24 protein-coding genes are annotated in these 24,863 nt (G+C 57.6%); 12 read left to right on the top strand and 12 right to left on the bottom strand.

Going from position 1 to position 24,863, the window contains the following annotated elements:
• Positions 1-104: 104 nt before the first annotated feature.
• The 3 genes from prs to lolB all read right to left on the bottom strand — a co-directional run bounded on the left by prs (position 105) and on the right by lolB (position 2,666).
• Complete coding sequence (gene prs, locus K6R05_RS10950) at positions 105-1,052, bottom strand: ribose-phosphate diphosphokinase (RefSeq protein ID WP_003850825.1); 948 nt, start codon at positions 1,050-1,052, stop codon at positions 105-107.
• 136 nt (positions 1,053-1,188) lie between these two features.
• Positions 1,189-2,046 (bottom strand): 4-(cytidine 5'-diphospho)-2-C-methyl-D-erythritol kinase, encoded by an 858-nt coding sequence (gene ispE, locus K6R05_RS10945; RefSeq protein ID WP_222924135.1) that lies wholly within the window; start codon positions 2,044-2,046, stop codon positions 1,189-1,191.
• Complete coding sequence (gene lolB / locus K6R05_RS10940; protein ID WP_033782873.1) at positions 2,043-2,666, bottom strand: lipoprotein insertase outer membrane protein LolB; 624 nt, start codon at positions 2,664-2,666, stop codon at positions 2,043-2,045. The genes ispE and lolB overlap by 4 nt, the downstream gene beginning before the upstream one ends.
• Before the next feature lie 216 nt (positions 2,667-2,882).
• Here lolB and hemA point away from each other — a divergent pair, with 216 nt between their 5' ends.
• The 6 genes from hemA to kdsA are packed head-to-tail and all read left to right on the top strand — an operon-like array spanning position 2,883 to position 8,205.
• Positions 2,883-4,139: a glutamyl-tRNA reductase gene (gene hemA, locus K6R05_RS10935; protein WP_013357619.1), complete on the top strand. Its 1,257-nt coding sequence runs from the start codon at positions 2,883-2,885 to the stop codon at positions 4,137-4,139.
• 43 nt (positions 4,140-4,182) lie between these two features.
• On the top strand, positions 4,183-5,265 hold the full coding sequence (gene prfA / locus K6R05_RS10930; RefSeq protein WP_161735582.1) for a peptide chain release factor 1: 1,083 nt from the start codon (positions 4,183-4,185) through the stop codon (positions 5,263-5,265).
• Positions 5,265-6,098, top strand: a complete 834-nt coding sequence (gene prmC, locus K6R05_RS10925; protein WP_161735584.1) for a peptide chain release factor N(5)-glutamine methyltransferase — start codon at positions 5,265-5,267, stop codon at positions 6,096-6,098. Before prfA ends, prmC begins: the two co-directional genes overlap by 1 nt.
• Positions 6,099-6,121: 23 nt before the next feature.
• Positions 6,122-6,514: a SirB2 family protein gene (locus K6R05_RS10920; RefSeq protein WP_161735626.1), complete on the top strand. Its 393-nt coding sequence runs from the start codon at positions 6,122-6,124 to the stop codon at positions 6,512-6,514.
• Position 6,515: 1 nt separating this feature from the next.
• Positions 6,516-7,325 carry an invasion regulator SirB1 gene (gene sirB1 / locus K6R05_RS10915; RefSeq protein WP_161735585.1) on the top strand — a complete coding sequence of 270 codons (810 nt, stop codon included), beginning with the start codon at positions 6,516-6,518 and terminating at the stop codon, positions 7,323-7,325.
• 25 nt (positions 7,326-7,350) lie between these two features.
• Positions 7,351-8,205, top strand: coding sequence for a 3-deoxy-8-phosphooctulonate synthase (kdsA, locus tag K6R05_RS10910; RefSeq protein ID WP_033732390.1), 855 nt, complete (start codon positions 7,351-7,353; stop codon positions 8,203-8,205).
• 59 nt (positions 8,206-8,264) lie between these two features.
• Here kdsA and chaA read toward each other — a convergent pair whose 3' ends face one another.
• Positions 8,265-9,356 carry a sodium-potassium/proton antiporter ChaA gene (chaA, locus tag K6R05_RS10905; RefSeq protein WP_161735587.1) on the bottom strand — a complete coding sequence of 364 codons (1,092 nt, stop codon included), beginning with the start codon at positions 9,354-9,356 and terminating at the stop codon, positions 8,265-8,267.
• Between the two features lie 373 nt (positions 9,357-9,729).
• On the opposite strand from chaA, the gene chaB reads away from it, so the two are divergent.
• Together chaB and K6R05_RS10895 are read left to right on the top strand one after the other, a co-directional pair.
• Positions 9,730-9,960 (top strand): putative cation transport regulator ChaB, encoded by a 231-nt coding sequence (gene chaB, locus K6R05_RS10900; RefSeq protein ID WP_161735589.1) that lies wholly within the window; start codon positions 9,730-9,732, stop codon positions 9,958-9,960.
• A 227-nt stretch (positions 9,961-10,187) separates the two neighbouring features.
• Positions 10,188-10,862 carry a gamma-glutamylcyclotransferase gene (locus tag K6R05_RS10895; protein WP_202605020.1) on the top strand — a complete coding sequence of 225 codons (675 nt, stop codon included), beginning with the start codon at positions 10,188-10,190 and terminating at the stop codon, positions 10,860-10,862.
• Between the two features lie 94 nt (positions 10,863-10,956).
• Here the strand turns inward: K6R05_RS10895 and K6R05_RS10890 are convergent, their stop codons facing one another.
• The 8 genes from K6R05_RS10890 to K6R05_RS10855 form a co-directional block, all read right to left on the bottom strand.
• Positions 10,957-12,384 (bottom strand): serine/threonine protein kinase, encoded by a 1,428-nt coding sequence (locus K6R05_RS10890; RefSeq protein WP_222924134.1) that lies wholly within the window; start codon positions 12,382-12,384, stop codon positions 10,957-10,959.
• A gap of 44 nt (positions 12,385-12,428) precedes the next feature.
• A complete protein-coding gene (locus tag K6R05_RS10885) occupies positions 12,429-13,382 on the bottom strand; it encodes a hypothetical protein (protein ID WP_161735595.1) in 954 nt (317 codons plus the stop codon).
• 14 nt (positions 13,383-13,396) lie between these two features.
• A complete protein-coding gene (locus K6R05_RS10880; protein WP_161735597.1) occupies positions 13,397-14,173 on the bottom strand; it encodes a PP2C family protein-serine/threonine phosphatase in 777 nt (258 codons plus the stop codon).
• Positions 14,170-15,306 carry a type VI secretion system-associated FHA domain protein TagH gene (gene tagH / locus K6R05_RS10875; protein WP_161735599.1) on the bottom strand — a complete coding sequence of 379 codons (1,137 nt, stop codon included), beginning with the start codon at positions 15,304-15,306 and terminating at the stop codon, positions 14,170-14,172. The genes K6R05_RS10880 and tagH overlap by 4 nt, the downstream gene beginning before the upstream one ends.
• A gap of 36 nt (positions 15,307-15,342) precedes the next feature.
• On the bottom strand, positions 15,343-16,041 hold the full coding sequence (gene tagF / locus K6R05_RS10870; protein WP_161735601.1) for a type VI secretion system-associated protein TagF: 699 nt from the start codon (positions 16,039-16,041) through the stop codon (positions 15,343-15,345).
• Between the two features lie 13 nt (positions 16,042-16,054).
• Positions 16,055-18,169: a type VI secretion system membrane subunit TssM gene (gene tssM, locus K6R05_RS10865; RefSeq protein ID WP_222924133.1), complete on the bottom strand. Its 2,115-nt coding sequence runs from the start codon at positions 18,167-18,169 to the stop codon at positions 16,055-16,057.
• Entirely contained in the window at positions 18,169-19,386 is a 1,218-nt protein-coding gene (gene icmH, locus K6R05_RS10860; protein WP_161735605.1) for a type IVB secretion system protein IcmH/DotU, read from the bottom strand. Before icmH ends, tssM begins: the two co-directional genes overlap by 1 nt.
• A gap of 85 nt (positions 19,387-19,471) precedes the next feature.
• Positions 19,472-19,963 carry a hypothetical protein gene (locus tag K6R05_RS10855; RefSeq protein ID WP_013357636.1) on the bottom strand — a complete coding sequence of 164 codons (492 nt, stop codon included), beginning with the start codon at positions 19,961-19,963 and terminating at the stop codon, positions 19,472-19,474.
• Positions 19,964-20,450: 487 nt separating this feature from the next.
• Between K6R05_RS10855 and K6R05_RS10850 the strand changes: the two genes are divergently transcribed.
• The 4 genes from K6R05_RS10850 to K6R05_RS10835 all read left to right on the top strand — a co-directional run bounded on the left by K6R05_RS10850 (position 20,451) and on the right by K6R05_RS10835 (position 24,862).
• A complete protein-coding gene (locus K6R05_RS10850) occupies positions 20,451-21,662 on the top strand; it encodes a nitrate regulatory protein (protein WP_222924132.1) in 1,212 nt (403 codons plus the stop codon).
• Between the two features lie 263 nt (positions 21,663-21,925).
• Positions 21,926-23,176, top strand: a complete 1,251-nt coding sequence (locus K6R05_RS10845) for a CmpA/NrtA family ABC transporter substrate-binding protein (RefSeq protein ID WP_222925484.1) — start codon at positions 21,926-21,928, stop codon at positions 23,174-23,176.
• 11 nt (positions 23,177-23,187) lie between these two features.
• Positions 23,188-24,060, top strand: coding sequence for a nitrate ABC transporter permease (ntrB, locus tag K6R05_RS10840; RefSeq protein WP_222924131.1), 873 nt, complete (start codon positions 23,188-23,190; stop codon positions 24,058-24,060).
• A 10-nt stretch (positions 24,061-24,070) separates the two neighbouring features.
• Complete coding sequence (locus K6R05_RS10835) at positions 24,071-24,862, top strand: ABC transporter ATP-binding protein (protein ID WP_222924130.1); 792 nt, start codon at positions 24,071-24,073, stop codon at positions 24,860-24,862.
• Position 24,863 lies beyond the last annotated feature (1 nt).

Below are 24,863 nucleotides of genomic sequence, written 5' to 3'. Positions count from 1 at the left end.
AGGAGATTAAAAGGAAATTTATCGGGGAAAAGGCAGAAAAAGAAGCGGGTTAATCCGGAAGGCAGAGATAAAAAAACCGGGCACAGGGCCCGGTTCCGCGAAGATTAATGCTCGAACATCGCCGAGATAGATTCTTCGTTACTGATGCGGCGAATCGCTTCGGCCAGCATGCCAGATAAGGTCAGCGTGCGCACATTCGGCAGTGATTTAATCTCGTCTGAAAGCGGGATGGTATCGCAGACGATGACCTGGTCGAGTACAGATTTACGCAGGTTTTCAACCGCATTGCCGGAGAAGATCGGATGCGTCGCGTAAGCAAACACGCGCTTGGCACCACGCTCTTTCAGCGCTTCAGCCGCTTTGCACAGCGTGCCGCCGGTGTCGATCATATCGTCGACCAGCACGCAGTCGCGGCCAGCAACGTCACCAATGATGTGCATTACCTGAGAAACGTTCGCGCGAGGGCGGCGTTTATCGATGATAGCCATATCGGTGTCGTTCAGCAGTTTAGCGATAGCACGGGCACGTACTACGCCACCAATATCGGGAGAAACCACAATCGGGTTTTCCAGACCGATCTGCATCATATCTTCCAGCAGGATCGGGCTGCCAAATACGTTATCAACCGGGACGTCGAAGAAGCCCTGGATCTGCTCGGCGTGCAGATCAACCGTAAGAACACGGTCAACACCGACGCTGGAAAGGAAGTCTGCCACTACTTTAGCGGTAATAGGTACACGCGCGGAACGCACGCGGCGGTCCTGACGGGCATAACCAAAGTAGGGGATGACTGCGGTAATACGACCAGCAGAAGCACGACGCAGCGCGTCGACCATCACAACCAGTTCCATCAGATTATCGTTGGTGGGAGCACAGGTGGACTGGATGATGAAAATATCACCACCGCGTACATTTTCATTAATCTGTACGCTCACTTCACCATCACTGAAACGGCCTACAGCGGCGTCTCCCAGGCTGGTGTAAAGGCGATTGGCAATACGTTGTGCTAGTTCCGGGGTGGCGTTACCAGCAAATAGCTTCATATCAGGCACGAGAAGAACCTCAGGCTTTGCGTCCAGAGAATGAACGGCATGACTGTAACCGGCGCGTACGGTCATAGACGTTCACACGGGTGTGTTAATGCGAAACGTGCAGTGTCCGGAACGGGGTGACACTGTCACGCATTCGCTAATCGCCTCGCAGGGTACGCTGTAGCGGTGAGACGTTAACGCCCCGGGCTACAAATCCGCGTACCCCATTCGGGGCAAGCTCCAGCACCTGGCGGGCGGCGGACTCGGTGTCAAATTCAGCAAACACACAAGCGCCTGTGCCAGTCAGGCGTGACGGCGCGTATTCTAGCAGCCAGGAAACAAGCGCATCAACCTCACGAAAACGTTTTCTTACCACTGCTTCACAATCATTGGTGAAGGGTAAGGCTAAAAGCGTCGATAAACTGCGCGATGGCGTATCCCGCGTCAGCCCGGGGTCGTTGAATACCACGGGCGTGCTGATATTCACTCCGGGATGAGCGACAAGATACCACTTTTCTTCCGGCGCTGCGGGCTGAAGTTGTTCACCCACGCCCTCTGCAAAGGCCGCAAAGCCGTGCACAAAGACCGGTACATCCGCGCCCAGCTTCACGCCGATTGTCGCCAGCTCATCCGGTGTGAAGCCGGTTTGCCACAGATGATTCAGCGCCACCAGCACGGTCGCCGCATCAGAAGAGCCGCCACCGATGCCGCCGCCCATGGGCAGCCTTTTCTCGATAGCAATCTGCGCACCCGCGCGTGCGGGCAGGCGATGGTTATCCTGTGCCGCCTGTTTCAGCATGTTCGCGGCCCGCACAATCAGGTTGTCCGCATCCGCGACGCCCGGCACCGGCGTTAACAGCTGAATAGAATCGCTGTGATCGACGCTAATCTGCAATTCATCACCGTAATCGAGAAACTGAAACAGCGTCTGCAGGTTGTGATAGCCGTCGGGACGACGGCCAGTAATGTAGAGAAAAAGATTCAGTTTTGCCGGAGCAGGCCAGTGGGTGATCATTGAACGGTCCAGCCGTCCATACGCAGTTTAATCCGCTGGTCACCCTCTTTCAGCTCCAGGCTGGACGGCAGCGGCGGGGTAACCTTGCTGTCGTAGCCCGCAATCGAAACCTGCCAGTTCTGACCGTCGCGGCTGTAGTTGAGACTGCTCAGCTGATAGCTATCGTTAAGTTTATAATCCGTGGCATCGCCTGGCAGACCCATCATCCACTGACGCAGATTGGCCAGCGGAATGTTCATGCCGGTCAGCTGCGAGATCATTTTCTGCGCATCGTTACTGACGTAGCGCTTGCCTTTGTTATCGACGATCTGCACCACCGAGCCTTGCGCATCAAGCTGCAGTTCAGTGCTGCCGAGCGGATTGGTCAGCAGCAGGCGATAGCGATCGGGTGCGGTCTGCTGCCAGTTGAAGCGGGCGTAGACTTTCTGCTTGTCAGAGAGGTAGGCAAAGGCGCCGCGGGTCTGGTAGTGCGTGACCTTTGAGACCGCCTGCTGATGCTGTTGCCACTGTGGCGCGGTAACGCTGGGGCCGGGACCTTGCGGTTTGTTGACGCTACAGGCCGCCAGCAGCACGCTGGCAAGGGGCAAAAGGCGCAACAGATTGCGTGGTGAATTAAGCATCAAGTGGTCATCTCCTCGGACACATTTATTATTCGTAACGGATAACGCTAACCGTCCCGGTTTTAACCGTCAATGCTGTTATGCAGCAAATTGAGCACGAACAGGTTAATCTTATTACAGTCATAGCCTTTGTATGGCTTTTCTTGATCTGTCGCATCTTGTAGAATGCGCCTCACAAAACCCTGACATTATTGGGACATCCCAACCAAAATCGCCATGACGCTGCTCGCTCTCGGAATCAACCACAAGACTGCCCCCATTGCTCTGCGCGAACGCGTTTCGTTCGGGCCGGAGACGCTTGAGCAGGCGCTGAACAGCCTGTTATCACAGCCAATGGTGCAGAGCGGCGTGGTGTTGTCCACCTGTAACCGGACGGAACTCTACCTCAGTGTAGAGCAGCAGGCCGATTTACAGGCACGTCTGGTGAGCTGGTTATGCAATTATCATCAGCTGGATGAAGAGGATGTGCGCAACAGCCTCTACTGGCATCAGGATAACGAGGCGGTCAGTCACCTCATGCGCGTCGCCAGCGGACTCGATTCACTGGTGCTGGGCGAACCGCAAATACTCGGTCAGGTAAAAAAAGCGTTTGCCGACTCCTCACGCGGTCATGCGCTGAGCAGTGAACTGGAACGCATGTTCCAGAAAACCTTCTCTGTTGCCAAACGCGTACGCACGGAAACCGATATCGGTGCCAATGCGGTGTCAGTGGCGTTTGCCGCCTGTACGCTGGCCCGTCAAATCTTCGAATCCCTCTCGTCCGTCAATGTGTTGCTGGTTGGCGCGGGTGAAACCATTGAGCTGGTGGCACGTCATCTGCGTGAACATCAGGTGAAAAATCTGATCATCGCGAACCGTACCCGCGAGCGTGCCGAAGCGCTGGCGTCGGAAGTCGGCGCGGAAGTGATCACGCTGGCGGAGATCGATGCCCGTCTGGCCGAAGCCGACATCATAATTTCCTCAACCTCCAGTCCGCTGCCGATTATTGGCAAAGGGATGATGGAGCGCGCCCTGAAAGCGCGCCGCAACAAACCCATGCTGCTGGTGGATATTGCCGTGCCGCGTGACGTAGAGCCGGAAGTCGGCGATCTGCCTAACGCCTATCTCTACAGCGTGGATGACCTGCAGGCGATCATCGAGCAGAACCTGGCGCAGCGCAAAGCGGCCGCGGTTCAGGCCGAAAGCATCGTCGTTCAGGAAAGCAGCGAATTTATGGCGTGGCTGCGCTCACAGGGTGCGGTGAATACCATCCGTGAATATCGTTCTCAGGCGGAGGATATCCGTGCTGAGCTGGAAGGCCGTGCGCTGCAGGCGCTGCAGCAGGGTGCCGATCCGCAGAAAGTCATGCAGGAACTGGCGCACAAGCTGACCAACCGTTTAATACATGCGCCAACCAAATCACTTCAGCAGGCCGCCCGCGATGGCGATAATGAACGCCTGCAGATTTTACGCGACAGCCTGGGTCTCGATTAGGCACACCGCTGTCGCCACCTGTTTACGGGAATCCCACATTTAAATGAAAACCTCTATAGTTGCCAAACTGGAAGCCCTGCAGGAGCGCCACGAAGAAGTGGAAGCCATGCTGGGTGATGCTGGCGTGATCGCCGATCAGGAACGTTTCCGTGCGCTGTCACGTGAATATGCTCAACTGACCGATGTGACCCGTTGCTTCCGCGACTGGCAGCAGGTTCAGGACGATATCGAAACGGCGCAGCAGATGCTCGACGATCCTGAAATGCGCGATATGGCGCAGGAAGAGTTGCAGGAAGCGCGTGAGAAGAGTGACGTGCTGGAGCAGCAGTTGCAGGTGTTGTTACTGCCGAAAGATCCCGACGATGAGCGCGCCTGTTTTATCGAGGTGCGCGCCGGAACGGGCGGCGATGAAGCCGCGATCTTCGCCGGCGATCTCTTCCGCATGTACAGCCGCTATGCCGAAGCGCGTCGCTGGCGTGTGGAAATCATCAGCGCCAACGAAGGCGAGCATGGCGGTTACAAAGAAGTGATTGCCCGCGTCACCGGCGACGGTGCCTATGGCCGCCTGAAATTTGAATCAGGCGGACATCGTGTGCAGCGTGTGCCGGAGACCGAATCCCAGGGCCGTATTCATACCTCAGCCTGTACCGTAGCCGTGATGCCGGAAATTCCGGAAGCGGAACTGCCGGAAATCAACGCTGGTGACCTGAAGATCGATACCTTCCGCTCATCCGGCGCAGGCGGTCAGCACGTTAACACCACCGACTCCGCGATCCGTATTACCCACCTGCCAACCGGCATCGTAGTGGAGTGTCAGGACGAACGTTCTCAGCATAAAAACAAAGCCAAAGCGCTGGCGGTGCTGGGTTCCCGTATTCACGCGGCAGAGATGGCCCGCCGTCACGCTGCCGAAGCCAGTACCCGCCGCAACCTGCTGGGCAGCGGCGATCGTTCTGACCGTAACCGTACCTATAACTTCCCGCAGGGCCGCGTGACTGACCACCGCATCAACCTGACAATCTACCGTCTGGACGAAGTAATGGAAGGCAAACTCGACAGCCTGATTGAGCCAATTGTGCAGGAGTACCAGGCGGATCAGCTGGCAGCGCTGGCTGGTCAGGATTAATGGATATTCGTCACTGGCTGAAACAGGCTGTCGCCACGCTGTGCGGGGGTGACAGTCCGAAGCGTGACGCAGAGATCCTGTTAGGTTTCGTGACCGGCAAATCGCGCAGCTGGTTAATTGCCTTCGATGAAACGGTGCTCAGCGATGCCCAACTCGCACAGCTGGACAGCCTGCTGGCACGGCGTGCACGGGGTGAACCGGTGGCGCATCTGGTGGGCGAACGCGAGTTCTGGTCGCTGCCGTTACGTGTCAGTGACGCCACGCTGATCCCGCGCCCGGATACCGAACTGCTGGTTGAGCAGGCGCTGGCGCATCTGCCCGCGACGCCCTCGACCATTCTGGATATGGGCACCGGCACCGGGGCGATTGCGCTGGCGCTGGCCAGCGAGCGGCCCGACTGTCAGGTGACCGGCGTGGATCGCATTGAAGCCGCTGTTGAGCTGGCGAGCAGCAATGCAGCACAGCTCAACCTCCCTAATACCACCTTTCTGCTCAGTCACTGGTTCCAGGCGCTGACGCCGCAGCGCTTTACGCTCATCGTCAGCAATCCACCCTATATTGATGCCAGCGACAGTCACCTGGAGCAGGGCGACGTGCGTTTTGAACCGCGCAGCGCGCTGGTGGCGGATGAAGCGGGACTGGCCGATCTGCGCACGCTCATCGGGCAGGCGCCCGCGTGGCTGCTGCCGGGTGGCTGGCTGCTGCTGGAACATGGCTGGCAGCAGGGTGAGGCGGTGGCCACGCTGATGCGGAATAATGGCTATCACGCCGTTGAAACCGTCGCCGATTACGGCGGTAATCCGCGTGTGACGCTGGGTCAGTTCCCTTCATAAAAGCGCTTTGAAAAGGATTCATGATGTTTGCTTTTTATCCCCTGATTAAAAATCTGCATATCTTAACGGTCGTGCTGACCGTGACGCTGTTTCTGCTGCGGTTTTACTGGCTGCGCCGTGGTTCGGCGATGATGACAAAACGCTGGGTCCGCATTCTGCCGCACGTTAACGATACCCTGTTACTGCTGACTGGGGTCTTGCTGGTGGTGATTACCCACTTCTATCCCTTCACGCCACAAGGAAGCTGGCTGACGGAGAAGCTTTTAGCGGTTATCATCTACATCGCCTTAGGATTTGTGGCATTGAGTCGCCGTCCACGCACTGATCGCACCCGCTGGATCGCTTTTCTGGTGGCGTTAATCGCCCTGGTGACCATCATTACGCTGGCGCTGACCAAAATGCCGTTATGGGGATAGCATGACCTCGACCGAACAATTAGATTTCAGCCAGACACCGCTGTGTGAAGCGGTGATTGGTGCCACGCTTGCCATCCGCGCCGATTTCCCGGCGGTGTCGGTGGAAGCGCAGCTTGCGGCGTTAGTCGCCGAAGCGCGCGACTATGTCAGCGACATCGAAGATGCTGACATGCAGCTGGAAAAGCTGCTGGAACTGTTTTATCGCCAGTGGGGATTTGGCGGTGCCAGCGGCGTCTACAATCTTTCTGATGCGCTCTGGATCGACAATGTATTAAAGACCCGTCAGGGCACCGCCGTGTCACTGGGCGTGATTCTGCTGCATATCGCCGCCGAGCTGGAACTGCCGCTGATGCCGGTGATCTTTCCGACGCAGCTGATTCTGCGCGCCGACTGGATTGATGGCGATAAGTGGATGATCAACCCATTCAATGGTGAAACCCTTGACCGGCATACGCTGGAAGTGTGGCTGAAAGGCAATATCAGCCCTACCGCGCGTCTGTATGACGATGATCTTGATGAAGCCAAAACCGTCACCGTGATGCGCAAGATGCTCGACACGCTGAAAGCAGCGTTGATGGAAGAGAAGAAGATGGAGCTGGCGCTGAATGTCAGTCAGGTGCTGTTGCGTATCGATCCGGATGATCCTTATGAAATCCGCGATCGCGGTTTAATCTACGCGCAGCTGGAGTGCGAACATATCGCCCTGAGTGATTTAAACTATTTCGTTGAGCAGTGTCCTGAAGATCCGGTCAGCGAAATGATCAAAGTTCAGATTCACGCAATCGAACAAAAACAGGTCACGCTGCACTAAGCGGACCCACTGAAAAGGAAAGGGCATGACACAGAAAGTCGTGAGTATTGGCGATATCAACGTTGCAAACGATCTGCCATTTGTACTGTTTGGCGGGATGAACGTGCTGGAGTCGCGCGACCTGGCGATGCGCATCTGCGAGCACTATGTCACCGTAACAAATAAACTCGGTATTCCTTACGTGTTTAAGGCGTCGTTTGATAAAGCGAACCGCTCCTCCATTCACTCTTACCGTGGCCCTGGCCTGGAAGAGGGGATGAAGATTTTCCAGGAGCTGAAGCAGACGTTCGGCGTGAAGATTATCACTGATGTCCATGAAGCGGCACAGGCGCAGCCCGTCTCCGAAGTGGTGGATGTGATTCAGCTGCCGGCCTTCCTGGCGCGTCAGACTGACCTGGTGGAAGCGATGGCGAAAACCGGTGCGGTTATCAACGTCAAGAAGCCGCAGTTCGTCAGCCCAGGTCAGATGGGCAACATCGTGGATAAGTTCGCTGAAGGTGGCAACGAGCAGGTTATCCTGTGCGATCGCGGCAGCAACTTTGGCTATGACAATCTGGTTGTCGATATGCTGGGCTTTAACGTGATGAAGAAAGTCACCAAAAACAGCCCGGTGATTTTCGATGTGACCCATGCGCTGCAGACGCGCGATCCGTTTGGCGCAGCATCCGGCGGGCGTCGTGCGCAGGTGGCAGAGCTGGCGCGTGCCGGTATGGCAGTCGGCATTGCCGGTCTGTTCATCGAAGCGCACCCGGATCCGGAACATGCCCTGTGTGATGGCCCATCTGCATTGCCGCTGGATAAGCTGGAGCCGTTCCTGGTGCAGATGAAAGCGATTGACGATCTGGTGAAAAGCTTCCCGGAACTCGATACCAGCAAGTAAGTTTGCTGCAAAAAAAGAGCGATTAATCGCTCTTTTTTTTCGCCTGAACTCCGGTGACGTTACAGCATGATGGTCATCAGATAGCCAATAAACAGCGCCAGATGCGCAGCACCGTTCAGCACATTGGTGCGGCCGGTTGAGAAGGAGATCTGACAGAGGATCAGCGATGCCATCATAATCACCATCTGCGGCGGCTCCAGCCCGAATATCAGCTCCTGTCCGGTCAGCGTGGCGATAATGGTTACCGCCGGTACCGTGAGTGAGATGGTCGCCAGCACCGATCCGAAGAAGAGGTTCATGGCGCGCTGCACCTGATTCATCAGCACCGCCTTAATCGCGCCCAGGCCTTCAGGGGAGAGGATCAGCAGGGCCACCAGGAAACCGGTGAACTGTGCTGGTGCATTCATCTCCGTCAGCAGGCTTTCCAGCGTGTTGGCGTTCATTTTGGTTACGGCAATAACAGCAATCAGATGCACGATCAGCCAGATGGTGTGCCAGACGCTGCTGTGAGCCGAGGGTTTACCATGATGCGGATCACCATCATCGCTATCATCTTCATGCTCATAGACAAACAGGCTCTGATGCGTTTTGGTCTGAATCAGCAGGAAAACACCATACATCGCCGCGGAAATCGCCGCAATCAGCAGCGCCTGCGCCACCGAGAAATTGCCGCCCGGCAGCGCGTTGGGAAACACCAGCACCAGAATCGCCAGCGGGAAGATAGCGATGAGATATTGCTTTACGCCCGCCAGATTAACGTACTGTGTCGCAAATTTGTTACCGCCCAGCAGCAGCGCAAAACCCACCAGCCCGCCGGTCACAATCATCACTATCGAATAAAGCGTATCGCGCATCAGCCCAGGTGCGGCATCGCCGGTCGCCATCAGCGCTGAGATCAGGCTCACTTCGAGAATCACCACTGACAGGCTCAGGATCAGCGAGCCATAAGGCTCACCCAGGCGGTGGGCCAGCACGTCAGCGTGACGCACAACGCTGAAGGCGCTGCTCAGAATGGCAACCAGCGCCACTAAGTTAATACCGACAATTATCGGAAACGAGGTGTTTGCACCAAAAAAATAGAGTATACCCAGCGTGATAAGCGGAAGTATCAGTGAGAATTCCTTGTGACGTGTTTTTTCATGTGAAGGCATTCACCATCCTCTCTGGTTAATGATTATCCGGACGCAGCGGATGCTGCTGTTAGAAATATAATCAGTTTTAGGGCAGGGCGCAGTTTATCTTTTCACCGGCCCGGATGGGAAAAATTTACTGCTTTTTACTTAAATGCAATAAATTTCCGAAGGGGTCTTAACCTGAAGTTATCTCAAATATTGCAATAGTAATCAGTCCACAACAATTATGACTTATGCACCTATCCGGTCTCATTCTGCCGCAAATCCGGCTTATGATTGTGATTTGCAGGGCGAGATTCTCCTTTTTAATCTGAAGTGCTAATAAGTCACTGTTTGTATTTTTGCTGTCCTGCGCCAGGCTTAGTGTGAATCCATAAACTGAGGAGCCGTTATGCCTTACGCTAACCGAGCCGACTTACCGGACAATGTAAAACATGTACTTCCTGCACATGCGCAGGAGATCTATCAGCAGGCCTTTAACAGTGCCTGGGATCAGTATAAAGAGGCTGAAGATCGCCGCGGTGATGACTCACGGGAAGAAGTGGCGCATAAAGTCGCCTGGGCCGCCGTGAAGAAAGAGTACGAAAAAGGTGATGATGATAAGTGGCATCCTAAACGTTAACCTGGCGGCTAGCCGGTTTGCGGTAAAGGGCCAGGATTATCTGGTCCTTTTTTTTTGTCTGCGCTATCAGTTTTATCTGGTTTTTTTTAACCTGCGACGGGAATCACGCTTGAAACGCCGCGCGTAAATAGATTAATGTCAGTTTGATGATCGAAACGCCGTGCCGTTTTGGCGATCCTGTTAAAGGAGCCATTCTGCAGGACGCTGTTGAAGTCGAGGAGGTCGCATTGCTTACCCGGGAATTTCTATTAAGAGCGGATTGTAAAACGTCATTCGGGGATATCGATGAGACGCTGCTCTGGAGTTGCGAGCAGCGCGCGGCTTCGCTGGCAGCCACGCTGGCCTGCCGTCCCGATCACAGCCCGGTCTGGATCTTCGGATACGGCTCGCTGATGTGGAACCCGATTTTTGAGGCGGATGAAGTCGCATCCGGTTCGCTGGAGGGCTGGCATCGTGCTTTCTGCCTGCGGCTGATTGCCGGACGCGGCACCGCCACGCATCCCGGCCGCATGCTGGCACTGAAGCAGGGTGGCCGCACCACGGGACTGGCATTTCGTCTGCCGGAAGCGCGGTTACATGAAGAACTGACGCTGCTGTGGAAGCGTGAGATGATTACTGGCTGTTATTTACCAACATGGTGTGAGTTACAGCTGGAGGATGGCCGCAGCGTCACTGCGCTGACCTTCATTATGGACCCGCGCCATCCGCTTTATGAATCGGACTCCTGCCCGGAGGCAATTGCGCCTTTAATTGCCGCAGCCAGCGGCCCACTGGGATCGAATGCACAGTATCTGTTTGCGCTGGAAGAAGAACTGACCCGGCGCGGTATGGAAGAAGAGAGTCTGAGCCGACTGGCGCATCAGGTGCGGACGCTGCAGCAATCCTGCCTCAGGCAGGCCTGAATCCCGACCGGCATAGCAAAAGGGCGCGTTTTTATGACGCGCCCTTTATTATCTGCGCCGCTGACAGCTGCGACGAACCTGCTAATCCGGTCAGCTAGTTGCCAGGATTAATCAGCCAGGTGCCCGGCTTATCAATCGTCAGAGATTGCGTGTGCAGCTCACTGCCATTTTTAACGTCAATTTTATACTGTCCCGCCGCCAGATTCAGCGCGGCAAATCCGCTGCTGCCAGGTTTGACCTCAACCGGCTGTCCATTCAGCACCACGCTTTCACCGCTCTCCAGCTTAAGATAAACCGTCGCCAGCGCGGCAGGCACGGCGGCGGCTGGCGGGGTTGATGCGGGTGCCTGCGTTGCGGCTGCCGGGTTATTAACGACATCCGGTGTGGCACTGTGGCGATTAGCCAGCCAGACGGTGACGACCACGGCCAGAAGCGCCACGGCAGCCAGCCCCAGCAAGCCTGGCGACAGCCGCCGCACCGTGCGCGGCGTTACCGGCTCCGCTGACGCCGCAGCATGATTCATCGCCATCACCACCGGCGGAGCCGCTTCAACCGGCTCCTCGACGGGCAGCGCGGGCGGCTCGCCCGGCACCGGGAAGCTGTTTACCACGGCTTCCACATCACTGACCGGCAGATCAATCAGTGCCGCAAAGGCGTCAATCGTTTGCGGACGATCGCCGGGTTTCATGGCCAGCGCGCAGTCAATGGCATGCAGCAGCGGCAGCGAGTAGCCTTCTGGCTGACGTTCCACCAGCGGCTGATAATTATCTTCAATACAGCGCACCACACTCACTGGCGGTGGATTGCCGGTAATCAGGCTATGCAGCACCGCGCCCAGCGCGTAAATATCGGTCCACGGTCCCTGTTCGACTTCACCTTCTTCGCTGTACTGCTCAATCGGCGCAAAGCCAGGTTTAAGCATGATTTCGGTTTCATCAGAGAGGTTGCCAATCTCTTTACGCGCCGAGCCGAAATCCAGCAGTACCGGCAGCTGGTTCTCCTGAATCTGGATATTGTCGAGCGAGATGTCACGATGCAGATAGCCGGCCTGATGAATAGTGCTGATGGCCCCAAGGAGCGGCGGCAGCAGGCGACGGATCCAGGCTTCAGAGATCGAGGCCGGGCTGGTCAGCTGCCACTCTTTCAGCGTCATCCCGCTGTAGTAAAGCGTGCCCATATAGGCCGTGCCGTTCTGTTCCCAGAAGCGCAGCACGTGCAGCAGGCCGGGATGATTAAAGCGGGCCAGCAGACGCGCTTCCTGAATAAAACTGGTCAGCCCGGCATTAAATAGCTTCTGGAAACGTTCACCGCGCAGCTCCAGCGTTAAGTCGGCGGCACGGACAGCCAGCGACACAGGCATATACTCTTTAATGGCAATAGTACGTTCAAGCTGGTGATCCCACGCGCGATAGACGATGCCGAAGCCGCCGCCTCCGATCACTTCCTTGATCTCAAATTCATTGAAACGGTATCCGTCAGGCAGGGCATTCGGAACGGTTTTCGGATTATCATTAGCCGACATAGTGAACTCTCTGTACACGGCCTGGTCGTCAGGCTGCGCGGTAATTAATTGATGTTACGCCAGGCACCAATGGCAGGATCAACCAGATCCGCGTGCAGGGTGTCGATGAGTAACACATTCACTTTTTGCTGTGGCATGAAATAGGGCGCCCACTGGCTGCGCAATGTATCGACTCGCGATTTCACAGCGTCAGCATCCTGCTGCGCAGCATTCTTATCCATCTTTATTAACAGCGCACCATTGAAGCGCCAGACATGCTGCCGGGGATCAAAAGGCAGCACCAGCCAGCTATCCGGCGTATCCTGGCGTGTCACAATCATGCGCTGATTATTGGCAGCAATGACTTCCAGCTTGCTGTCCGGAATCGTCAGGTTGGCGATGGGGTAACCCTGATAAAAGGTGACCGCAACCGGCGTCGGATGATCCGCTGTCGCCAGCGTCAGTTCACTTTTGCCTTCTGCCCAGCCGTCCGGCGAGCACTGCTGCTTGCTGACATCCGGAATAAACAGGGTCTGTGCATTGTCATCCCAGGCGGTGCGGAAATGGCAGCCGCTGGGGAGATCAAAATGTTGCAGCGGTGTGCTGTTGGCGGGCCGTGACAGGTCGAGTGGGGCAGCATTGCTGTCACTGGCGCTGGCTGTCGCATCCGCCATCACAATCGGCCGCCAGTTCTGCAACTTGCTGGCGCTGCCGCTGGCCAGTACGCCACCCTCTTTATTGGTCATCTGCCAGGGCAGTTCGTCCAGTAAGCCGCACTGATTTGCGAGCAGGGTGCCCACGCGCGGTAAAAAGGTGGTCAGTACGGCCGAATCCTTACTTTTGCCGGAGACGATACGCAGCGGCAGCGTCTCTTTACACCAGTCGTCAGGCGCTTTACTCACCACATTATCGATATAAACCTCCAGCGCCAGGCTGGGGGAGTAGACCACACGATAATTTTCAGCCTGGGCATTAAAGGCAATCAGCAGAGTGATGATGCCGGGCAACCACAGTTTCATAAGGATCCTTGGAATCAAAAACGAGGCGGCAGAAAGCGCGCCGAATCAGCCAGTGAATAGAGCAGTGTTGCCTCCTCCGGCTCACCAATCCAGACCGCCAGTGCGCTGAGATTATCTTTTTTAACGTTGCGGCTCACCGCCTGTTCCATCAGAGCCAGCCACTCTTCGCAGGCATTTACCATGCGCAGCGCCTGTTCCATTTCACTACTGGTCAGATTCAGCCAGAAGCCATCGGTGCAGACCAGAAAAGCGTCCCCATCCTCCAGCGCAATCTCCTGCGAAAAGCTGACTAAGCGAGGCGGCTCAGCGCCGAGCGCATTATAGAGTAAATTACTGTTAATGCCGGTATTTTCATAGCCCGCTTCTTTCAGCTGCTGGGCCAGACTGTGGTCCCGGGTCACCTCGTGAAGCACGCCCCGTCGGAAGTGGTAAACCCGGCTGTCACCGGCATGCGCCCACCATGCACGCTGTTTCTGGCGGTCAATAAACAGGGCTGCCAGCGTGGTGCTCATGCGGGAATATTTCGGATTTTTACCCTGTGCCTCATGCAGCGCTAAGCGGCACTGCTCGATCGCCTGATGGGTGATTTCCGGCGTAAAGTCGGTGTGCGCCTGTATCTGGCTCAGCAGGGTGTCGCGCACCAGCTGTGCCGCCATCTCGCCACCGGGTAGACCGGCCACGCCATCGCAGACCACAAAACAGGCTTTTCGCTCATCCAGCTCGGCACCCGTGCGATCCTGATTCTCATCGCGTAGCCCCTGCTGGCAGCGGCTGGCAAAAACGATTTTCATGCGTCGTCCACCCGCGTCTGAGAATCTTTATACTGATTCACTTCCATGTCATAGGCATGAAGGAAAGCTTCGCCAAACAGCGTATGGAAATCATCTTCGATCTCACCGGCAGTACGCTGGTAATTACGCATGAAGTAGTCCCATAGCGCCGCTTTCTTCGCGGTGGAAAACGGCAGTTTTGACACCAGACCATCGGCGCGCGCCTGCTCCTCCAGCCGCTGCGGATTAAAGGATTGCAACATCGCCGCGATAATGGCGCGAATGCCGGCAATCATGCCCAGCTGGTGGGCCTGCAGATCGACCAGCGCATCGCGCACTGCCTGTTCCGGCGGCATAAATCCGGGCATCTGACTCTGATACATCTGCATCAGCACGGTTTTGCCGGAGGGCAGGATTTTGAACGGGTTGTTGGCCTCATTCAGAATCATGGTCATGTCCGCTTTCACGCCCCGTTTGAGAATGGAACGTGATGAGAGCAGGGCCACGGTGCCCTGAGAAAAGAGGCTCAGCATCCGGCCGGTAATGCGCATCTGCTCTTCGTCAACCGGTGTGGCGTGGCCGTTGCTCAGCCCCATGCCGTCCAGCAGGGCGGCGATTAGCCGATCCTGATCCACCGGCTGTGCCGCCAGCGCCCGGCGTGGCTCACTGGCCTGCGGCTCGATCGCCAGCCGCGCATCACTGTGACGCTCGTGACGTGAAGGCGGCACGTCGTTGACCAGCAGCCGATCCTCAACCTCGTGATGTTCGTGAATGCCCAAAGGATTCGCGGGCTGGGCGCTGTCACCCGCAAACAGCGCCAGCGGATCGCTCTGCGCGTTCTGGCAGGCGGGATCGCGCACTTCGAGCGCATACTCACCGATACGCAATGCGTCGCCGTGCTTAAGCAGCACCTGCATGCCGCGACCCAGCGTAATGCCGTTATGCTCGACCGGCGTTACGCTGCCCTGGTTGGTCAGCCGGCACTCCCCGTCATGCGACAGGTGAACCAGCGCCTGCAGGCGCGAAATAGCCCGCGTCTCATCCGGCAGCACCAGATCGTTGTCCTGACTGCGGCCGATGGTGCCGCCAGGCGGTTGAAACGCGACGCTTCTGACCGGAACATCCGTAGTGCATTGCACGATGGTAAATTGCATGAGTTATCCCAGATTGAACGGCAAACGCATCCGGCCTCACTCGAACATCGGAGGATAGAGGCCATTACGTCCCGGCTGTGCACCTGCCGCCGGGTTAAACAGTAACGAAAACAGTTGCGCCGTGAGGTTGCCGCTGTGCTTGTGGGTCGCATGGGCAAAACCATCACTGCGATTACTCCACCAGTAGCTCATATGCTGCTGAGGGTCGAAACGTTCGGCCACTTCACGCCAGCTCAGCGTGCAGGGCAGATCCTGAAAACCGATCACATCCATAATCTCAGAGGGCTTCCTGGCGGGCACCAGCAGCGGCGGCAGCGCCTGGATCTGCTGCTCTAACTGCTCGCCGTTCAGCGGCGTCTGAACCGCCCGTAACAGGGTCACGCCCAGATCCTGAAACCAGTCACCGGAGATGGTCAGCTGAGCCGGATGCCACTGTGCCAGCGGAAAGCTGTGCAGTGCCAGCAGCGGCCAGGCGCGCCCGACGCGGTCACAGGAGGGCAACAGACAGCCCATCTGTACGTGTGGCCGGGTCGCGGTCACCGGCAGGACAAAGTTCCATACCGGCGCGTGAAGAAAGTTCGCGCTGTATGACCAGGCCTGCTGATGCCAGTGCATTAATCCCTGCTGGAACCAGTGATTCCACGGGCTAATCTGTTGCTCACTCAGACGACGGTGCAGAAAGTCACCGGTCGACGGCAGCTTGCCATACCAGCCGGGGGCGGTGTAAGCAGCCATGTTCACCTCACCATTACTCGCTTTGCGAGTGTGATCGCGCGGCCGGGTGCAGCGGTGCTGCCGCCAGCACGCTGCCCGCCTGGCCCGCGATTTTAAGATTGTCTGCCAGCTTGCGCATCATCAGTGCATTGTCACGCGCATAAGGCGATGACTGAATCTGCTGATCCAGCAGCTGGCTCAGGTGCCAGTCGAGCTGCTGCAGATCGCGGGCGCTTACCGTATCGGGCAGCGAGCGCTGTAAGTTTTGCAGCAGCCATGCCCGTAAAAATTCGCCATCGTAATTGCGCGGTTGATAGAGCATCTGATAGGCGCGCAGCGCATTGCGGCTGTAGGCGTTATCATCACCCGGATCGTTTCGCAGAATGTTGGTGATCTGCTGCGCCACGCGCGGCAGCAGCAAAGACTTAAGCGCATTTTGATAAAGCACCCAGGCGGCATCGCTGACCTGACTGCCGCGATATAAGCCAGCCCGCATAGTAAGCGGCGGATTATCGAGAGAAAAACGTTCCGACAGCGGCAGCTTCACCAGGTTGTTAAGAAAGGGTAGCAGATCAAAAATATTATCAGCAGGCTGATGAATCACCTGCTGACTCTGCTCACGAATGGCGGGTACGCGCGCGGCCACCTGCTGCAGATAGTGCTGATTCTGGTAGTAGCTGATGCCCCACAGGCTGGAGGCGATTAACAGCGCGCCTGCCAGCACGCCGTAGCCAATCCAGTGGAACAGCTGATTGCGATACTCCCAGCGGCGATTACTGCCCGCCAGCCCGCTCTCTTTAAAGACCAGATCGCTCAACAGGTCACGAATAAAGAAGCTCTGGCCTTTGTTGCCGGGAATCGGACTGTTGCGATTAACGCTGTCCCAGGCGGCAATCGAATGTTCGCCCGCCTGACGTAATTGCAGTTTACGGCTCAGTTCACCCATCACCCGATCAAACGGCAGGCCTTCCTGCGTGCCGCTGGTAAAGAAGAGGCCGCGCGGGCTCCAGGCGACGGCATCCTGATGATCAGAAAAGACGATATCGAGATACTCGTTCAGCAGCGGGCGCAGTGAGGCGAACTCCTGCGGGAAGAGGAAGCATTCAGCGCGCTCATTCAGGTCGCGCTCCTGAGTCATCTGCTCCGCCAGCTGCTGCTGTAGCTGCTCTTCCAGCCGCTGAAATTGCTGGCCAAAATGACGATGCCAGTCATCTCTATGCGGCCTGGTCGTCTCCCGGTTAAACGTAAAGCCCCAGATAGCGTCACGCCGCGCTTTATCAATGTTGCCGAAGTAGCTCATAAAGCCTTTCAGCAAATCAGTTTTGGTGACCATCACATAGACCGGGAAGTGAATGCCTGTCTGCTGATGCAGTTCCGCCATGCGCTCACGCAGCGCACTGGCCTGGGCAAAACGCGCTTCGGCAGAATCGCTCAGCAGATCGGCCACACTGATGGTCATGATGACACCGTTAATCGGCTGGCGGGTACGATAGCGTTTCAGCAGATTGATAAAACTGTGCCACTCCGCGGCATCGCGCACGCGCTGGCTCTCCTGCAGCGCATACCGCCCTGCAGTATCAATCAGCACCGCGCTGTCGGTAAACCACCAGTCGCAGTTGCGGGTGCCGCCGACGCCACGAATCGCCTGTTTACCCAGCGTATCGGTAAGCGGGAAATCGAGGCCCGCATTAAACAGCGCGGTGGTTTTACCGGCACCGGGCGCACCCATCACCAGATACCAGGGCAACTGGTAGAGATAATTAGCATTAAAGCGCGAGAGCAGATTGCCGTTGTGACGACGGCCAAACTGGGTGCGTTTCAGCTGCATCGCCGCTTCGCTGAAGCGCTGATTAAGCCGCTCCTCCGTCATCTGACGTTCCGCCGGATCGTCGTTGCCCGCCAGTTGAAGCTGGGTCAGTAAGCGGCTGTTAAACCAGGCACGATAAAGCGACGGGATTAGCTGGAACAGGATCCAGAGAAAATAGAGCGCGCTCACGGTGAGCTGGCGAGGCAGCACCGGTTCCAGGGGACGCGACTCGCCCCATGTCCAGAACGGCCCCAGCATCCAGACCAGACAGCTCAGCGCCGTGACGCCAATAAAGCTCCACAGCAGGCGATGCGTTAACAGCAGGCGAAGGGAAGCGCGCATTATTGTGCTCCTTGATGATTACTGAGCGTTTCAGGCGCGGCAAACAGGGTGATCTCAACGCGGCGGTTGCGGGTCCGGTTTTCGCTGCTGTCGTTGGGCAGCAGCGGGTCGCTGTCACCACGGCCTTCAGAGCGTACCGTATGACCGTCCTCCAGCTGCAGCTGCAGCAGCTGGGTGATGGCACGGGCGCGGGCGAATGAGAACTCATAGCTGGAGGCAAAACGGCTGTTATCCACCGGATGATCGTCGGTAAACACGGACACCAGAATGGTGCCTTTGACATCTTTCATCGCAGTTGAGACGCGGGCCAGCAGCGCGCGGCCCACCGGGTTAATCACCGTGCCTTGCTCGGCAAACAATTTGTCTGCGGGAATAATCACTTTACTGCCAAAGGCACCATCGCTGACTTCGAGCTGTCCGGCAGCGATCACATCGTTCAGTCGCTGACGCAGATCGAGCAGCGCCTGCGGAGAAGAGGGACGGCGGCCCGCAGTAATCTGCGGCAGCGGGGTCTGATAGATGGTGCGCAGCAGCGGTTCGGCAGCGTTGCCGAGCCGCCAGTTCAGGCCGCTGTAGATCAGGCAGCCGATGAGCGCGACCAGCATGGCGCAGGCCCAGAGCGGCACCATCGGGCGGGCGAGGGTACTGACCAGCGGATGCACCTCGACCAGCGGGGGTTGCGGGGTCTGGCGCTGGGCGCGCGTCTCGTCAATCAGGCTTTTCAGGCGCTTACGGATACCGTCGCACTGGGCGCGGCCATTTTCACTGCCGCGATAGCGGCCTTCATAGCCCAGCAGCAGGCAATATTGCACCACTTCCAGCAGCCAGAGGTGTTGTTGCGGACTTTGTGAAATGCGCGACAGCAGCTGAAAGAATTTCTCGCCGCCCCAGCTTTCATTGTGAAAGGTCACCAGCATGCCGTTGCCCGACCAGACGCCACGCGTGCCCCAGGGGGTTTGCGCCGCGGCTTCGTCCAGCGCGCTGCAGATGCAGTAACGCGCGCCGATAATCATCTCAAACGGCAGCCCTGCCTGTTTACAGCGTTGTTCAAACTGGCGAATTTCATCGATCAGAGACTGGCGCAGACCCGCAGGGTCATCATGGGTGGCTGCCTGACGAATTTGCACCACCGCATTCAGCAGTGGCGCCGCAGCCTGAAGTAATAGATTCTCATTGCCCGAGGGGGTCGCCTCACGCGCAGGGGATTCCACAGTCATTAATTCGTGATCTTCCAGCCAATGGCAAATCCCTTTACCCGCAACACAGGACGGTGCTGCGGGCAATATGCGCCGGATTTCATATTCAGTCTAAGATCCAGGTCGCGGTATCGTTAGTCCGACAGGCTTTACTCGCGCCCCCGACGGCCACGCAGACCTGTTTCGCTTTCCGCGGACGGGGACGATCGCTCTGCAGCGTGGCATCGTAACGACTGCTCTCTACACCCGCTTTTAACGGTACATAACCAATCAATGGGCCATCGGCCTGGTCAGCAATCGCCAGCCAGCTGTGCTCCACATTACCTAATACTTCAAACGGTTTACCCGTTTCGAGATAGCGAACGACTTTGCCGCCGTAATCCGGCGAGGTCATAACCGAGGCACCATAGAGCGCCCGCCAGGTCTGATTGACCGGCTCAAATTCAGTCGGTGCTGCGACAGCGTGTCGATGGACCAGTTTAACGCCGTTAATTTCGCTGGTGACCAGCGTATCGTCAGTGACGGGCGGCGGCGGGGCCTTACAGCCTGCCAGGGTAAGCACCGCCAGCAGCGTTAACGCAAGACTCTTTTTCACCATGTTCCTCGTGATCTCATCAAAGTATCTGCATATTGCCAGGCCCGATGCAGGAGGCGCTGTTTTTCGCGCCGCATCGTGCCGAAAGTCTGTTTTTCAAAAAAAGTTCAGATTACATCAGGATAGTTACGCGTTTAGTCTACCTAAGACTTTTGAGAATTCAAACCATTGCACACGCTGCCGATGCGTGATAGCAGACGCTTTCTGGGCGGGCTGCGATATAAGAAAAGCGCCAGGCAATGCGATAGTTAAAGCGAACTGAATTATCGCGGGGACAAACTGGTTGAGAACAGTGCCGCGCATTCTGACATGCAATGGATTCGATTGGAAACTATTAAGTCTTTCTAATCTTTTGCTGCCGATAAAATTTATCTCTTCAGCTAAACAATCTTATCAAAATCAGAATTTACGCGCCGGATACGCCTGCCTGTTTTCCGGAAAGCGGCACGCCTTTTGCTTCAGAAAGGTTTTAACGGCGGAGAGGTGAAACATGGATGCCCTGACCTGGCTGCAGGCCTCGCGTGACAGCGATATTGCCAGCCTGCAACGGCTGCTTGAAACCGGCGAGCTGATGGCCGCCGTCAGTGAGCTGGTTCATCGGCTGCAGCGGGAACGCGGCGCAAACAATCTCTGGATCTGCTCCGGTGGCACGCTCTTCAGCGCCGAGCGCCACGCCCGTCAGCAGGAGGTCAGCGCCGGCCTGCACCATTTTTACCAGGCGCTGCCGCACGCCATAGCACAGCCCGGTTTCAGTCGTTTCTGCAACCTGATTGCCGCCGCCCTGCAGGCACTGGAGGGACTGCCCGCGCTGCGTCAGCAAATCAGCCAGCATGAGCGGGATCAGGCTGCGGCGATGGCGGCGTTTAATCAGGTGATCCGCACCTTACTCAATCTGGTGTTTGAGGCAGCCGACACCGCCAGCGATCCCGGTATCTCGCGTGCACTTATCGCGCTGTTCAGTTTTATGCAGGGCAAAGAGCTGGCAGGACAGGAGCGGGCCATCGGCTCCGCGGGCTTTGCGGCGGGGCACTTCACGCCTGAGCAGCGCAGCCAGATGGTGGCGCTGATTGCGGCTCAGGAGCAAAGCTTTACCACCTTCCGGGAGTTTGCCGACGGCGTCGCCTGTGCAAGCTGGCAGCCGCTGTCTCAGGCCAGCCGGGATATCGAACGGCTGCGGCGCATCGCCTGCACCGGTAGCCAGTATGATGAAACCGGCGCACTGGAGTGGTTTTCTCTGCTCTCCGATCGGCTGGACCAGATGAAAACCCTGGAGGATGCCCTGACGGCCACGCTGATGCAGCGTTGTCGTGAGGCGATTGAGCAGGCGCAGCAGCAGGCGGCATCGCCGGTCGTTCGGGGCGACAGCAACTTCTCGCTCTACGTCTCGGGAGCTGACTGGCTGCCCGGCGCGGCTGCGCTCAACAGTGACGGTCTGGCCCCGCAACTTGGACGGTCGGTGCTGTCGCTGATTGGTGAGCAGTCACAGCGCCTGCAGCAGCAGGCGGATGAGCTGGCATCAATGCGCGCTTCACTTGACGAGCGACGGGTGATCGATCAGGCCAAGCACTGGCTGATGAAGCAGCAGGGTTTCAGCGAAGAGGCCGCCTGGCAGGCGCTGCGCAAAAGTGCGATGAACCAGAACAAACGGGTACTGGAGATCGCGCAGGCGGTGCTGGCGGTGGCGAAAACCCTGAGCAACTAACCCGGATGAGGTAGCTGCACAGCCTTTGTGCGTGATCTGCGTCAGAAACGTGCAAAAAAGGTTGATTTCTCACCAGGCTGCCCCCCGCAGATTGGCATTAACACGGCTTGAGCGATCTGGCACACCCTTTGCTTTAACCCTACAGAGAGTACGCATTGCTCCCGCCAATGGCGGTGGGGTCGGTGCTTTGGATAAAGGCGTCCATCCGCAGGCTTCGGCTTGTCGGAGGATGCCTTTTTTTATTTCTGTTCAGGGGCAACATGATGAGCAAAACGCCATTTTCACTGACACGACGTCAGGCGCTGATCTCCGGTGCGGCGCTGGGTGCGGCCTGGATCGTGCCGGGATTACGAAATGCAGTCTGGGCAGCCGGCTCCGATGCGCCAGAAAAGGCGCAGGTGCGGGTCGGCTTTATTCCACTCACCGACTGCGCGCCGGTCGTCATGGCGTCAGTAAAAGGCTTCGACAAAAAGTATGGCCTGACATTGCAGGTCAGCAAAGAGGCGAGCTGGGCAGCGGTGCGCGACAAACTGACCTCCGGCGAACTGGATGCGGCGCATGTGCTTTACGGCATGATCTACGCGCTGCAGCTGGGTGTGGCGGGGCCGCAGCACGATATGGCAAACCTGATGACGCTTAACCACAACGGCCAGGCGATCACCCTGTCGAACCAGCTCAAGGCAGGCGGCGTCACCGATGCGGCCAGCCTGAAAAAAGCCGTTGATGGCAGTCCGAAAGGCAGCCTGACCTTCGCCCATACCTTTCCTACCAGTACGCACGCCATGTGGCTCTACTACTGGCTCGCCAATGCCGGCATTCATCCGTTTGACGATGTGCGCACCGTGGTCGTGCCGCCGCCCCAGATGGTGATGAACATGAAGATTGGCAACATGAGCGGTTTCTGCGTCGGTGAGCCGTGGAACCAGCGTGCCATCAGCGACAACATCGGTTTTACCGCTGCGACCAGCCAGCAGATCTGGCCGGAGCATCCGGAAAAAGTGCTAGGCACCCGCGCGCAGTGGGTGAAAGAGAACCCTCATACTGCCCGTGCGCTCACTGCTGCCGTACTGGAGGCGGCGCGCTGGATCGATGCCTCAGACAATAACCGCCGTGAAACCGCGCAGGTGTTAGCCGGTCGCGCCTGGATCAACACCAAAGTGGAGACGCTGCAGGGGCGGATGCTTGGTCAGTATCAGAACGGGCTGGGACAGTCGTGGCAGGACGCGCATCCGATGCGCTTCTTCGACAACGGCAACGTCAGTTTTCCGTGGCTCTCCGACGGGATGTGGTTCCTGACCCAGATGAAACGCTGGGGACTGCTGGCCAGCGATCCCGATTACCTCGCCGTGGCCCGCCAGATCAACCGCATCGACATCTACAAACAGGCCGCCAGCGCCGTCGGGCAGATGGCACTGCCCGCCAGTGAGATGCGCAGCAGCACCCTGATCGACGGCAAAGTCTGGGATGGCAGCAATCCTGCCGCCTATGCCGCCAGTTTCGCCATCAAACGTTAAGAGAGGTTGTTATGAAAACTGACGTGCGCGCCCTGACGCAGCCGGTACAAACCCCCGGCAGTGCCACCGTTATTCCGTTACAGGTCACCCCCAAAGCCGCCGTTCGGCCGGCACGGCTGCGTCCGTTTTTGCAGCACTGCATTCCGGCTGCGGGCGGCCTGCTGCTGATGCTGCTGGTGTGGCAGATCGCCGCCCTGTCCGAACCCTCGTTTCCCTCGCCTTACGCGACCTGGCAGGCCGCGCAGGTACTGTTCGCTGACCCGTTCTACAGCAATGGTCCCAACGATCAGGGCATTGGCTGGAATGTGCTGGCCTCGCTGCAGCGCGTCGCCATCGGATTCGGCCTCGCCGCGCTGGTGGGCATTCCTGCCGGATTTCTGCTGGGGCGCTTCACCTTTATGGCGCGCATGTTCAATCCGATTATCGCCTTACTGCGCCCGGTCAGCCCGCTGGCCTGGCTGCCGATTGGGCTGCTGCTGTTTCAGCGCGCCGAGCCGGCCGCCAGCTGGACCATTTTCATCTGTTCGATCTGGCCGATGATCATCAACACCGCCGAAGGGGTGCAGCGCATTCCGCAGGATTACCTCAACGTGGCGCGGGTGTTACAGCTCTCTGAATGGACGGTGATGCGCCGGATCCTGCTGCCCGCCGTGCTGCCTGCGGTGCTCACCGGGGTGCGTCTCTCTATCGGCATCGCCTGGCTGGTGATTGTGGCCGCCGAAATGCTGACCGGCGGGCTGGGGATCGGTTTCTGGATCTGGAACGAGTGGAACAACCTCAACGTGGCAAACATTCTGATCGCCATTCTGATTATCGGCGTCGTCGGGCTGCTGCTGGAGCAGGGTCTGATGCTGCTGGCGCGTCGTTTCAGCTGGGAAAAATAAGGAGAACATCATGCAGCAACACATTATTCGCGTTCAGCAGGTGAGTCAGCGTTTCAACACCGCCAGCGGCGAGTTTCTGGCGCTGGACAACGTCAGTTTTGATATCCACGAAGGGGAAACCCTGAGCCTGATCGGCCACTCCGGCTGCGGCAAATCGACGCTGCTGAACCTGATTGCCGGATTAACCCGTCCCAGCAGCGGCGTGCTGCTATGTGATAACCGCGAAATCACCGGACCCGGCCCGGCGCGTGCGGTGGTATTTCAGAACCATTCGCTGCTGCCGTGGCTGACGGCGTTTCAGAACGTCGAACTGGCGGTGCAGCAGGTGTTTAAAGGACGCTTCAGCAAAGCGGAGATGCGCGACTGGATCGAACACAACCTCAATCGGGTGCAGATGAGCCACGCCATGCACAAGCGGCCTGGCGAAATCTCCGGCGGCATGAAGCAGCGTGTCGGCATTGCCCGGGCGCTGGCAATGAAGCCGCGCGTGCTGCTGCTCGATGAGCCATTTGGCGCGCTGGATGCCTTAACCCGCGCCCACCTGCAGGACAGCGTGATGCGCATTCAGCAGGAGCTGAACACCACCATTGTCCTGATCACCCATGACGTGGATGAAGCGGTGCTGCTCTCCGATCGGGTGCTGATGATGACCAACGGCCCGGCAGCGCAGGTCGGTGAAATCCTCACCGTCGATCTGCCGCGTCCGCGCTCGCGGATCGCGCTGGCGGATGAGCCGCGCTACCACCAGCTGCGCCAGAAAGTGCTGCATTTCCTCTATGAAAAACAGACCACGGCCGCATAAG

This window comes from Pantoea alfalfae (genome assembly GCF_019880205.1).
Taxonomy (GTDB): Bacteria; Pseudomonadota; Gammaproteobacteria; order Enterobacterales; family Enterobacteriaceae; genus Pantoea; species Pantoea alfalfae.
This window is presented reverse-complemented; position numbering and strand designations above follow the sequence as displayed.

Bases quoted from the DNA above. Each gene is read 5' to 3' on its own strand.
- tagH (WP_161735599.1), bottom strand. From the start codon at position 15,306: ATGCAATTTACCATCGTGCAATGCACTACGGATGTTCCGGTCAGAAGC.
- chaA (WP_161735587.1), bottom strand. From the start codon at position 9,356: ATGCCTTCACATGAAAAAACACGTCACAAGGAATTCTCACTGATACTT.
- K6R05_RS10880 (WP_161735597.1), bottom strand. From the start codon at position 14,173: ATGAAAATCGTTTTTGCCAGCCGCTGCCAGCAGGGGCTACGCGATGAG.
- sirB1 (WP_161735585.1), top strand. From the start codon at position 6,516: ATGACCTCGACCGAACAATTAGATTTCAGCCAGACACCGCTGTGTGAA.
- K6R05_RS10850 (WP_222924132.1), top strand. From the start codon at position 20,451: ATGGATGCCCTGACCTGGCTGCAGGCCTCGCGTGACAGCGATATTGCC.
- prfA (WP_161735582.1), top strand. From the start codon at position 4,183: ATGAAAACCTCTATAGTTGCCAAACTGGAAGCCCTGCAGGAGCGCCAC.
- K6R05_RS10920 (WP_161735626.1), top strand. From the start codon at position 6,122: ATGTTTGCTTTTTATCCCCTGATTAAAAATCTGCATATCTTAACGGTC.
- lolB (WP_033782873.1), bottom strand. From the start codon at position 2,666: ATGCTTAATTCACCACGCAATCTGTTGCGCCTTTTGCCCCTTGCCAGC.
- tssM (WP_222924133.1), bottom strand. From the start codon at position 18,169: ATGCGCGCTTCCCTTCGCCTGCTGTTAACGCATCGCCTGCTGTGGAGC.
- prmC (WP_161735584.1), top strand. From the start codon at position 5,265: ATGGATATTCGTCACTGGCTGAAACAGGCTGTCGCCACGCTGTGCGGG.
- K6R05_RS10835 (WP_222924130.1), top strand. From the start codon at position 24,071: ATGCAGCAACACATTATTCGCGTTCAGCAGGTGAGTCAGCGTTTCAAC.
- tagF (WP_161735601.1), bottom strand. From the start codon at position 16,041: ATGGCTGCTTACACCGCCCCCGGCTGGTATGGCAAGCTGCCGTCGACC.
- chaB (WP_161735589.1), top strand. From the start codon at position 9,730: ATGCCTTACGCTAACCGAGCCGACTTACCGGACAATGTAAAACATGTA.
- K6R05_RS10890 (WP_222924134.1), bottom strand. From the start codon at position 12,384: ATGTCGGCTAATGATAATCCGAAAACCGTTCCGAATGCCCTGCCTGAC.
- kdsA (WP_033732390.1), top strand. From the start codon at position 7,351: ATGACACAGAAAGTCGTGAGTATTGGCGATATCAACGTTGCAAACGAT.
- ispE (WP_222924135.1), bottom strand. From the start codon at position 2,046: ATGATCACCCACTGGCCTGCTCCGGCAAAACTGAATCTTTTTCTCTAC.
- K6R05_RS10885 (WP_161735595.1), bottom strand. From the start codon at position 13,382: ATGAAACTGTGGTTGCCCGGCATCATCACTCTGCTGATTGCCTTTAAT.
- ntrB (WP_222924131.1), top strand. From the start codon at position 23,188: ATGAAAACTGACGTGCGCGCCCTGACGCAGCCGGTACAAACCCCCGGC.
- hemA (WP_013357619.1), top strand. From the start codon at position 2,883: ATGACGCTGCTCGCTCTCGGAATCAACCACAAGACTGCCCCCATTGCT.
- icmH (WP_161735605.1), bottom strand. From the start codon at position 19,386: ATGACTGTGGAATCCCCTGCGCGTGAGGCGACCCCCTCGGGCAATGAG.
- K6R05_RS10855 (WP_013357636.1), bottom strand. From the start codon at position 19,963: ATGGTGAAAAAGAGTCTTGCGTTAACGCTGCTGGCGGTGCTTACCCTG.
- K6R05_RS10845 (WP_222925484.1), top strand. From the start codon at position 21,926: ATGAGCAAAACGCCATTTTCACTGACACGACGTCAGGCGCTGATCTCC.